At 66.8% G+C, this 10,867-nt stretch carries 7 protein-coding genes, 1 other RNA gene and 1 pseudogene; 1 reads left to right on the forward strand and 8 read right to left on the reverse strand.

All coding sequences use genetic code 11. From position 1 onward, the window contains the following. Window positions 1-2,775: AMP-binding protein (locus FFS10_RS21670; RefSeq protein WP_349654597.1), on the forward strand; the 2,775-nt coding region annotated here is incomplete at its 5' end. 24 nt (window positions 2,776-2,799) lie between these two features. Here the strand turns inward: FFS10_RS21670 and FFS10_RS21675 are convergent. From FFS10_RS21675 to ompA, 8 genes and pseudogenes are all read right to left on the reverse strand, one after another. After that, on the reverse strand, window positions 2,800-3,870 hold the full coding sequence (locus FFS10_RS21675; protein WP_171016174.1) for an enolase C-terminal domain-like protein: 1,071 nt from the start codon (window positions 3,868-3,870) through the stop codon (window positions 2,800-2,802). Window positions 3,871-4,092: 222 nt separating this feature from the next. Then, the gene (dsr1, locus tag FFS10_RS21680; RefSeq protein ID WP_212744172.1) at window positions 4,093-7,470 is read right to left on the reverse strand and encodes an anti-phage defense-associated sirtuin Dsr1; all 3,378 of its coding nucleotides are present in this window, start codon (window positions 7,468-7,470) and stop codon (window positions 4,093-4,095) included. A 56-nt stretch (window positions 7,471-7,526) separates the two neighbouring features. Continuing rightward, window positions 7,527-8,006: pseudogene (locus FFS10_RS21685) on the reverse strand (DUF4372 domain-containing protein); the annotation flags it as partial. Between the two features lie 265 nt (window positions 8,007-8,271). Further along, window positions 8,272-8,478 carry a helix-turn-helix domain-containing protein gene (locus FFS10_RS21690; protein WP_137896679.1) on the reverse strand — a complete coding sequence of 69 codons (207 nt, stop codon included), beginning with the start codon at window positions 8,476-8,478 and terminating at the stop codon, window positions 8,272-8,274. A 181-nt stretch (window positions 8,479-8,659) separates the two neighbouring features. After that, window positions 8,660-9,035: a transfer-messenger RNA gene (gene ssrA, locus FFS10_RS21695) on the reverse strand. A 12-nt stretch (window positions 9,036-9,047) separates the two neighbouring features. Next, entirely contained in the window at window positions 9,048-9,713 is a 666-nt protein-coding gene (locus FFS10_RS21700) for an HAD family hydrolase (protein ID WP_137896676.1), read from the reverse strand. A 5-nt stretch (window positions 9,714-9,718) separates the two neighbouring features. Continuing rightward, a complete protein-coding gene (gene ubiG, locus FFS10_RS21705; protein WP_137896677.1) occupies window positions 9,719-10,435 on the reverse strand; it encodes a bifunctional 2-polyprenyl-6-hydroxyphenol methylase/3-demethylubiquinol 3-O-methyltransferase UbiG in 717 nt (238 codons plus the stop codon). A 69-nt stretch (window positions 10,436-10,504) separates the two neighbouring features. Next, on the reverse strand, window positions 10,505-10,867 hold a 363-nt coding region (ompA, locus tag FFS10_RS21710), incomplete at its 5' end, for an outer membrane protein OmpA (protein WP_171016215.1).

Below are 10,867 nucleotides of genomic sequence, written 5' to 3' on the forward strand. Positions count from 1 at the left end.
CGCCTGGAGGCCACCGAGCTGCTGCGCATCCTGCGCGAGCTGGTGAGCGAACTCCACCCCGGGCCGCCGCGCCCCGCCGAACTGGACAGCCACCTCGAGCGCGACCTGGGCCTGGACAGCCTGGCACGCGTCGAACTGCTGGCCCGCCTGGAGCGCGCCGCCGGCGTGCGCCTGCCCGCCGCCACGCTGGCCGAGGCCGAAACGCCGCGCCAGCTGCTGACGGCGCTGCTCAGCGCGCAACCCGAGGCGCCGCCAGCCACCGAGGCCGAGCCCGTGCCGGCTGCGCCCAGCGCCGCGGTGGAGGCTCCCACAGCCGCGCTCACCCTGGTCGAGGTCCTGCAATGGCATGCGGCGCGCACGCCGCAGCGCGTGCATGTGCGCCTGCTGGGCGACGGCGCCGAACTGGGCACTCTGAGCTACGGCGAACTGCTGCATGACGCGCGCCGCATCGCCTGCGGCCTGCAGCGCGATGGCCTGGCACCGGGCCAGGCCGTGGCCATCATGCTGCCGACCTGCCTGGCGTTCTTCACCAGCTTCTTCGGTGCCCTGCTGGCCGGTGGGGTGCCGGTGCCCATGTACCCGCCGACGCGCCCCTCGCAGCTCGAAGACCACCTGCGGCGCCAGACCGGCATCCTCGACAGCTGCCAGGCGCCGGTGCTGATCACCGTGACCGAGGCCCTCGCCGTCGCGCGCCTGCTCGCCACGCAGACCGCCAGCCTCAAGCGCGTCTGCACGCCGCAGCAGCTGGGCGCGGGCGCCGACGACCTGGCCGCGGCCACGCCCCTCACGACCGGCCTGGCCCTGCTGCAGTACACCTCGGGCAGCACCGGCAAGCCCAAGGGGGTCATGCTCAGCCACGCCAACCTGCTCGCCAACATCCGCGCCTGGAGCCGTGCCGTGGCGATCACGGCCGACGACGTGGTCGTGAGCTGGCTGCCGCTCTACCACGACATGGGCCTGATCGCCACCTGGCTCGGCAGCCTCTACAACGGCAACCCGCTGGTGCTGATGTCGCCGCTGGACTTCCTGGCCCGCCCGGCGCGCTGGCTGTCGGTGATCGACCGCTACCGCGGCAGCCTGTCCGCGGCGCCGAATTTCGCCTACGAGCTGGTGCTGCGCCATGCGAGCGCGGCCGATCTGGCGGGACTGGACCTGTCCTGCTGGCGGCTCGCGGTCAACGGCGCGGAACCGGTGAGCCCGGATACGGTAGAACGCTTTTGCGAGCGCCTGGCGGCCCAGGGCCTGCGCCGCGAGGCCATGGCGCCGGCCTATGGCCTGGCCGAAAACGCGGTCGGCCTCACGGTGCCGCTGCCCGGGCGCGGCGCGCGCATCGACCGCATCGCGCGCGAGCCCTTCTTCCAGGACCAGCGCGCCCTGCCCGCCGCCGAGGCCGACGCCGACGCGCTGCGTTTCGTCGGCAGCGGCCGGCCGCTGCCCGGACACGAATTGCGCGTGGTCGACGCCGCGGAAAATGAGCTGCCAGAGCGCCAGGTCGGCCGCATCGAGTTTCGCGGCCCGTCGGCCACCACGGGGTATTTCCGCAACCCCGAGGAAACGGCGAAGCTGTGGCGCGGCGACTGGCTGGACACGGGCGACCTCGGCTACCTGGCCGAGGGCGAGCTGTTCGTCACCGGCCGCGTCAAGGACATGATCATCCGCGGCGGACGCAACCTCTACCCCTACGAGCTGGAGGAGGCCGTGGGCGCCCTGCCCGGCGTGCGGCGCGGCTGCGTGGCGGTGTTCGGCGCCAGCGATCCGGCCACGGCCAGCGAGCGCCTGGTGGCCGTGGTCGAAACCCGGCTGCAGCCGGCCGAAGAACGCCAGCAACTGCAGCGCGCCGTCGAGCAGCTGGCGCCGGACCTGCTCGGCCTGCCGCTGGACGAGGTGGTGCTGGCGCCGCCGCACAGCGTGCTCAAGACCTCGAGCGGCAAGATCCGCCGCGCCGCCACGCGCGAGCTCTACCTCGCCGGCGCCCTGGGCAGCCAGCGCAGCGTGCGCATGCAACTGCTGCGGCTGGCGGCGCTAGGGCTGGCCAGGCGTGCCAGGCGCTGGACCGGACGCCTGATCGACCTGCTGTGGGCCGGCTGGGCCTGGGCCCTGCTGGCCCTGCTCGCGCCGCCGACCTGGCTGGCCATCGTCGCCTTGCGCCGCCCGGCCCTGGGCTGGCGCATCGCCGGCGCGGCCGCACGCCTGCTGCTGCGCCTGACCGGCCTGCAGCTGCGCGTGCAGGGGCTGGACCAGCTGCCACCGGCCACCGCCTGCGTGGCGGTGGCCAACCATGCCAGCTACCTGGACGGCCTGCTCGCCATGGCGGCCTTGCCGCGCCCCTTCGTGTTCGTCGCCAAGAGCGAACTGCTCGAGCGCACGGGCACCCGCCTGCTGCTGCGCGGCCTGGGCGCCGAGTTCGTCGAACGCTTCGTGCTGGAGGGCAGCGTGGAAGCCGCCCGCCACCTGGCCGAGCGGGCGCGCGCCGGCGCCGCCTTGTTCGTCTTCCCCGAGGGCACCTTCATGCGGCATGCCGGCCTGCGTGAATTCCATTTGGGCGCCTTCCTCGCCGCCTGCGAGGCCGGACTGCCGGTGCTGCCGATCGCGATCGAGGGCACGCGCGCGCTGCTGCCGGCCGGCACCTGGCGGCCGCGCCGCGGCCCCATCACCGTGACCCTGGGCCAGCCCCTGACACCCCAGGGCGCTGACTGGCGCGCCGCGGTCGCGCTGCGCGATGCGGCCCGCGCCCAGATCCTGGCGCATTGCGGCGAGCCCGACGCGGCGCCCTGAGCCAGCGGGAACCCCCGAGGGCCGTCAGACCCGGTGCCGCGCCACCGCGTCCTGGTCCCAGTCCAGGCCGATGCCGGGTGCGTCCCAGGGCAGCAGCATCCCGTCGCGCAGCTTCAGCGGCGCCCGCCGCAGCCCGCCGGCCGCGTCCAGCACCTCGAGCCAGTGGGCGGTGGGCGTCGCGCACAGCAGCTGGGAGCTGGCCTCCAGGAAGGTGTGCGAAGACATTCGCAGACCGGCCTGGTGCGCCAGCGCGGCCGCCTCCAGCCAGCCGGTGACGCCATGGATGTACTGCGCATCCGGCATCACCAAGTCCATCGCCCGGGCCGCGATCGCCGCGCGCATCTCGGCGGGGCCGTGGAAGTTCTCGCCGATCTGGATCGGCGTGGCCACTGCGTCGGAGATGCGCGCGCAGCCCTCCAGGTCGTCCGCCAGCACCGGCTCCTCTATCCACTCCAGGCCCTCGCCGTCCAGCCCCTTGCAGCGCGCCATGGCCTCGACCGGATCGAGCGACTGGTTGTAGTCGACCATCAGCGCCACGCCGTCGTCCAGCGCCCGGCGCGCCGCACGCACGGCGGACAGGTCCTGCGCGAAGCTCGGAAACCCGGTCTTGATCTTGAGCCCCGCATAGCCGGCGGCACAGGTTTCCTCGGCGATCGCCACCACCGACTGCGCGTCGTACAGGCCCACGCTGTTGTAGGCCTTGAGCGGGCGCAGCTCGGCGCCGAGGGCGCGCGCCAGCGGCTCCCCCCTGGCGCGCGCCCAGGCGTCCCACAGGGCCATGTCCAGGCCTCCCAGGGCCACGCCGGTCAGGCCCTTGAGACCGAACAGGCGGCAGCGGCGCAGCAGGAAGGCATGGACGTCGCGCGGCGCGAGCGCCATGCCGACGACCATGCCGGCCATGCCCGCGACACAGCGCTCCAGCGCGGGCAGCAATTCGGGCAGGTAGACCTGGGCATAGGCCCCGCCCTCGACGCCGGTGTCGGTGAGCAAGTCGATGAGCACGAGCGGAAACCGGTCTATGGTGCCCGAGGCGGTGCGCACCGGCCGCGGCAGCGGGGCGAGCACGGGGGTGGTACGGATGCTGGCGATGTTCATGGCGGCGGACTGGGACGGTGCAGGTCGCGCCATGTTAGCGGCTGCCGGCCATCTCGGAGCACAGGGCCTGCGGGTGCGTCTTCGCCATGCAAAGGTCAAAGGGCCCGGCGTTGCCGCCGGGCCCTTGGGTGGATGGTGGCGGGTGGGTTGACCATGTGCCTACTGGCCTCCCGAGCTTATGAGCACTGGTGCGGGTTGCTGCGGGAATCTGTCGCCTCCACCTCAGACCCCTCGTCTCCGCGAGTACTCTCGTAGCCGCTGGTATCGGGCGTCTTGCGCAAGCAGTGGCGCAGCTTGCACGATCCCGTCCAAACATTGCCCCAATTCCCGAGGGGCCCACTGTTGGTCGTCAATCACAGCATCCAGAAGACTCAGTGCATCCGCCGGGAATCGGCTGCATAAACCCGATTCGTGCAGCAGATGCACAACGTCGTGCGGATGTTCAATTGGTTGCAGCCAGTCTTGCACCGCAGCCAAAGCCTCTGGGAATTCAGATCGGGCAGCAATGATCAGCCGGGTCAACGATTCGGCGATTCGCGGGGTGGCAAGGTCGCGGGACTTGGGCCAGACGTGTTGCCAGAATGGCTGCACACGGTTCTTCCAATAACTTTCCCTCTGATCACCTGCCCCTTCAAGCGCTTGAGAGAGCGCCTGCGCGGATTCCTCCAATCCCTCTTGAGGAAGCGCCCCAAGCGCGGATCGGAACTCTTCCACCGTGTAACCCTCGGTCGGCCCCAGCGCCGCGTAAGTCAGGAAGGCCGCGAACTGCTGGCGGTGTTCACCCAAGTCAGCGTAGTGGCGTGCGCTTTCGAGGAATGAGGATTTGAAAGCGGTCAACAATGGTTGGTAGAGGCGCGGCGACCAGAGGAAGCCTTCCCACACGGCTTTCGCTTCTGCCGGATTGTTCCAACTGAACAGCGGCAACAGGTATTGCTCGGTCCAAGTTCGATCCACGCGGAAGAGCGCGATCAATCGCGAACCCAGCAGTACCCGGCCGTGGCGGAATCGGTCCACCCGTATATCGCAGAGCTCAGTGAAGAAGGGCTCGATTTCGGTTGGAAGATGATCGTTGTCGTTCGGATTCCGTTTGAACCACAGGTTGAGCAGCGCCTGCGTGACATGCCCAACCGGATGATTGATGGCTTCGGTGACAGGCTGATCGATCGGCGCGCCATTGCGCGTCATGCCGGTACCTGCTTCTAGCGGCAGAGCCAGGACGCGACGACACAGGTTCAGAAGGATTTCCTCGTGTCGGTTGATCGATTTGGAAGCAGCCTCGATCCACCACGTCACGCCGTGGGCGATATCCTGAATGACGGTGTCGGGCATGGTCTGCACGAGTGGTGCAGCGTATCGCCAAGACCGCAACACCATGCCGTCTTCGCTCCAGACCTGCAGTGCCTCCCGCCATCGCCCGGCCGGCCACAGGCCATCACGTGCCAGATCGCACAGTGCGTACAGACTGTTCAATAGGTGCTTTCGGCAGACATTGCGCCAAGTGTCCTCATAGAACGGTCGTCGTTCGGGCTGCGGTTTTGTCAGCCATTGAACGAGCTCGTGTCGCTTGCGAGGCGCGATGTCGATGTCCCGGCTTTCTTCATAGTCCGGATCGCCGGTGCCGCTCATCCAGTGCGAGAACTCGTCGCGTTCATTGCCCGCCAACTGCCATTGCGGGTATGCACTGGACAGTTCCGCCAAGCGCGCCGCTGCGAGCGCGCCCAGCGCGAGGCCTGATGCATTCAATTTGGCCAGATGCAGCCAGACTGAACGTGCGACCAAGTCTTGCCACCGATCTGGTTCGAGATCGTCCCGGTACATCTCGCGCGGAGGGCCGGCCACGATGGCGGCCTCCAGACGCTCCTGCGTAGCACCTGCCAATTGGCCCCCTTGCAGAACCAATAGCCGGAATACCTCCCGCCCCGTATCGTTGGACCACAACCACCAGGCGCCATCCGCCGACAGCCAGTCCACCCACTGCTCGGATGCGATGCAACCGTCCTGGCTGGCGGCAAAAAAGGCCAGTCGCTTGAAGGTGGGGTACGGCAGATCGAACCACGTCTGGGCAATCCGTGCAGCGCGAGCGCTGTCAATGCTGCGAACCGCGAGCCACGCATCGCGCAGCAACTCGATCAGGGTCACCCAGTCGCGAAAGCCCCGGTTCTGCCAATGCGGACTGATGGACGGCAGGTCCCATTGCGATCGGTCGCTGCGGTTGTCCGCCTCGCCCAACTCGCGCAACAGGTCCAGCGCATCCCGCAAAAGTTGCTGGAAATCCTCCAGCAGCAGCGGCAAGGCAGACGCCCAGTGCTCGTCGGCAAGGTCACGCAGGGCTGAATGCACGTGATCGGCGGCCAGCACCAGCTCCCAAGCCACCAATTGTTTGATGTGCGTTGGCTCGTCCGTGTTCTCTGCCCCGTCTCTCCAGAGAAACGGCTGCTTCAATGCCACCTGGGGCGCGAGCAGGTCGCGCAGTTCCAGGCGCAGCGTGGCAGTCAGCCCGCCCCTCTTCAGGCGACCTTTCCAACGATAGAGATCGGGATCGTGCCACGGCGACTTCACCCGTCCGCTGAGCAGCAGGTGCCACAGCGTGCGCATCAACGGCCCGGGGATGGCCTTGGGTGCGTGTGAGCGGATCTCATCCAGCTCGGCGAGCTTGCCTTCACGTTCCAGTAAGGCAAAGCGATCCAGTTCGTGCTCGATCAGCCACTGCCAACGGTCATGCAACTGCCCGCCGCGCTGGGCGATCCAGATGACCAGCCTCGGGTCATCCAGATGCCGTACCAGCCAGCGGGCCAGATGAAATATCACGTCGTCCCATTGGCTACCTGTAACTCCACCGGAAGCCAGCAGCATCGGCGGCGCAAGGGGATAGGGGGCCGGTCGGCGAATCAGGCTGAAGCGCAGTTTGGCGTCCACCTCGTCGCGCGGGGGTACGCCAAAGCGAGCCAGATCACTGTGTTGAAAGCGTTCGTCTGAGAACGCCTCCAGCAACCAGTACAGTGGTGGAGCGGGGTTGAAGTCTGCAAAGCGTTTCGCCGGCAGCCCTGATTTGTCGGACAAGGCCCACAACACTCGGCCAACGAAATCATCCTGTCGCGTGCTTGCCGATGGCCGCGTGATAGCGTGGCTGACTACGATGCGCTCCTTGCCCAGTACGCCGTCGCGGTAGGTTTCCGCCCAGGCATGCAAGGTTTTGTGTAGCGCCGAATGGTCATGACTGCCGGCGGGGACTTCGTACAGGATAGGAGTTACGCCCTTTGCTTCCCACTCGATGGTCTTGCGGTGTTCCTGCCCTGGCTCGCAGTCGCCCAGCGCCCAGGCCTGCGGCGTGACTTCGCCCAGCATCCGGTCGGCAGCCAGCGCATCCATCATGTAGCGCAACACCGGATCATTGATGCTGTAGCCAACGAAGCACACCACGTAGTTGCGGAACAACTCGCTCACGAAGCGAGCTGCCCAGCGTTCGGTGAGGTAGGCCAGACCAAAATCACCACTGGTGACCACCAACCGGTTCAATGCCGTGTCATCCGTTTTTTCGGGCAGCAGGCCGTGCAAGTAGACCAGCCCGTTCCAGCGGCTGTTCTTTGGGATAGGCAGCATCGGTGCGGCATACGCCTGGAACGCTTGGCCTGTGCGTTTGGCCGCCGTGTGAAACTGCGCAGGTCCAGCAGTGTGTGCAGCTTGACGGCGGCCTTGGTGGAGCGAAACGGCGCCCAGTCGAACAGGCTCAGGCACAGATCGATGGTGCTGGAGTCCAGCGCGTAGACCGTGTTGTCCAACTCGACGCCGAGCGACTCGCTCGCGTAGAGCTTGCGCGCGCGACGGATCAGCACGGCCGCCAGGTCCGACCAGATGCGCCAGTCGCGCGATTCGTTGGCGTCGGCCAGCGTCGAGCGCCTGACCGCCGAGCGAAAGCCCATCGCGTAGAGCTTGCTCGCGTTGGCCGACAGGCTCGCCTCGATGTCGCGCAGGCTCTCGCGCCAGGTCAACTGTGCGAAGGCCATCGCCCGGAACTGCTCGGCGCACGACAGCGTGCGCACACCCGAGTTGCCGGCGTAGCGGTGCACGATGCGCGCAAAGCTCGTCCACGGCACAAACTCCATGTTCTGGGCGAACAGGGTCTTGCCGGCATTCACAGGTACTCCTCGGAGATGTCAACTCCGAGAAACTACCTAATTTTTGACGCTCGAAATTCAAATCGGCACCAAGAGAAATCAGCCTGCAGCCCGCGCCAATGCTCGATCTTTGGCTTGGCATGGGCTATTTAACCGGACAGTAGTGGTCAAGGAACTTGACTCATTTGGCCTGCGCGGGCGTATCGCCCAGGCGCTATCGCCCGGCTATCGACGATAGCGCGCATGGTGTCCTTCCAGGCTCAAGCGCAGCCTCCCCCGGTGTGGTTCATTCTTCTTGCCCCCTGCTCTCCGACTCCTCGTCGGCACCGCCGGCGCGCACCCAATCGTCCACCTCAGACAACTGGAACTTCCAAAGCCGACCAATCTTGTGCGCCGGCAGGCCTTTACGCTCGCGCCAGCGGTAGACGGTGTCCTTCACGACGCCCAGGTGCTGGGCGACTTGCTCGGCGGTGACCCAGGGTTCGGCAGTCATGACATTGGTGCTCATGCTTGGACTCTTAGAGTCGAATTAAATCGTCCAAAGTCTAGCAGAGGCAAACCAAGACGCCGAGCCTTCCGGGGCCGGATATCCCTGGCCCGATGGCCAGCACCGGCGCCGATACTGGGAAAGCAGACAAGAAAAAGGGCCCGGAGAACATCCGGGCCCTTGTGTATGGTGGAGCTGGCGGGATTTGAACCCGCGTCCGTCAATCTTCCTCGCACAGATCTACATGTTTAGCGTTCTGATTTGAGTCTCGCCACCTGGATCGCGCAGACGCACGCTACCCAAGCCGCCAGTACCCTATTGTCTCGTCTCAACCCAAGGTACCCGGGCCAAGACCAGCCGATGTGAATGCCCTCGCAGCCGGGAGGTCTTGCGACCCCCTTGCCCAGCCCATCGGCCTGCTGTTGCGAGGCTCACCGGTGTTTAAGCGGCGAGTGCGAAACGTTCGTCGTTTGCAGTTAGTTTGTTTCAGCTGTTTTACGAGGTGACTGAACCTCGACATGCACCGCTACGATTCCAACCCACGTCGAAACCAATGCAGCCCCTAGACGCGTATTTTAGGCGTCTGCGAGTAACTTCAAGAGCTGTAGGGGTGAATTTATTGCGGCCTGCGCCTGCCACTGGCCAATATCGGTCTGCGGGCCCAGGTAGCCGTAGGTGGCGGCCACCGTGCCCATGCCGGCCGCCTTGCCCGCGATGATGTCGCGCTCGTCGTCGCCCACGTAGACGCAGCGCGCCGGCTCGACGCCGATGCGCCGCGCCGCCTCCAGCAACGGGGCTGGATGCGGTTTGGAATGCGGCGTGGTGTCGCCGCTGACCACGGCCGCTGCCGTGGCGAACAGCGGCATGCCAGCCGTCAGCGGCAGGGTGAAGCGGCTCGACTTGTTGGTCACCACGCCCCATGGCCGGGCCTGCCCGACCAGCTCGGCGATCAGTTCGGCCACGCCCTCGAACACCAGGGTGCGCTCGGTCATGCAGCGCTCATAGTTGGCGAAGAATTCCTCGCGCAGGACCTGGAACTCCGGGTGCTCGGGCGTCATGCCGAAGGCCACGCCCAGCATGCCGCGCGCACCCGCGCCGGCCATGGACCGGTAGCGCTCCAGCGGCAACGAGGGCAGGCCGCGGTCGGTGCGCATCTTGTCGGCGGCAGCGCCCAGGTCTGGCGCGCTGTCGATCAGCGTGCCGTCGAGATCGAACAGAACGGCCTGTATACGCTTGAACATGGGGATCATGCGGCCGGCAGCTTGCGCGTGGCCAGCAGGTAGTTGACGCTGGTGTCGGCGCTGAGCCAGTAGCGGCGCGTCAGCGGGTTGTATTCCATGCCGCGCGTGTGCAGCAGCTCCAGCCCGGCGCCGCGGCAATGCGCTGCCAGCTCGCTGGGACGGATCAGGCGCGCGTACTCGTGCGTGCCGCGCGGCAGCAGGTTCAGCAGGTACTCGGCGCCGACGATGGCAAACAGGAAGGACTTGAGGTTGCGGTTGATGGTGGAGAAGAACACCCAGCCGCCCGGCTTGACCAGGGTGGCGCAGGCCTGCACCACCGAGGCCGGGTCGGGCACATGCTCGAGCATCTCCATGCAGGTCACGACGTCGAAGCTGCCGGGCTGCTCTGCCGCCAGTGCCTCGGCGCTGACCTCGCGGTACTGCACGCCGCGGGTCTGGGCCTCGAGCGCGTGCAGTTGGGCCACCTTGAGCGACTTGGTCGCGAGGTCTATGCCCAGCACCTGGGCCCCCTTGCGCGCCATGGCCTCGGACAGGATGCCGCCGCCGCAGCCCACGTCGAGCACGCGCTGGCCCGCCAGCGGCGCCAGGCCATGAATCCACTCCAGCCGCAGGGGGTTGATCTGGTGCAGGGGGCGGAACTCGCTCTCGGGGTCCCACCAGCGATGCGCCAGATCGGAGAATTTGGCCAGTTCGGCCGGGTCGACGTTGCTTGTTTCGCTCATGACGGCATTTTCCTCGCAGGAAAGAAAAAAGCCCCGTTGCCGGGGCTTTTTGAAGCAATCCGGGAAGGATTACTTGTTGGCGCGGGTACCGACCACTTCGATTTCCACGCGGCGGTTCTTGGCGCGGCCTTCCTTGGTCTTGTTGTCGGCGACGGGCTGCTTCTCGCCCTTGCCTTCGGTGTAGACGCGGTTCTTCTCGATGCCCTTGGACACCAGGTAGGCCTTGACGGCTTCAGAACGCTTGACCGACAGCTTCTGGTTGTAGGCGTCGCTGCCGACGGAGTCGGTGTGGCCCACGGCGATGATCACTTCCAGGTTGATGTCCTTGACCTTGCCGGCCAGGTCGTCCAGCTTGGCCTTGCCTTCGGGCTTGAGGACGGCCTTGTCGAAGTCGAAGAAGGCGTCGGCGGCGTAGGTCACCTTGGTGGCGGC

Origin of the sequence: Ramlibacter sp. 2FC (assembly GCF_005503345.1) — a bacterium.
Taxonomy (GTDB): domain Bacteria; phylum Pseudomonadota; class Gammaproteobacteria; order Burkholderiales; family Burkholderiaceae_C; genus SCMQ01.

Bases quoted from the DNA above. Each gene is read 5' to 3' on its own strand.
- FFS10_RS21690 (WP_137896679.1), bottom strand. From the start codon at position 8,478: ATGACTGCCGAACCCTGGGTCACCGCCGAGCAAGTCGCCCAGCACCTG.
- dsr1 (WP_212744172.1), bottom strand. From the start codon at position 7,470: ATGCTGCCTATCCCAAAGAACAGCCGCTGGAACGGGCTGGTCTACTTG.
- ubiG (WP_137896677.1), bottom strand. From the start codon at position 10,435: ATGAGCGAAACAAGCAACGTCGACCCGGCCGAACTGGCCAAATTCTCC.
- FFS10_RS21700 (WP_137896676.1), bottom strand. From the start codon at position 9,713: ATGTTCAAGCGTATACAGGCCGTTCTGTTCGATCTCGACGGCACGCTG.
- FFS10_RS21675 (WP_171016174.1), bottom strand. From the start codon at position 3,870: ATGAACATCGCCAGCATCCGTACCACCCCCGTGCTCGCCCCGCTGCCG.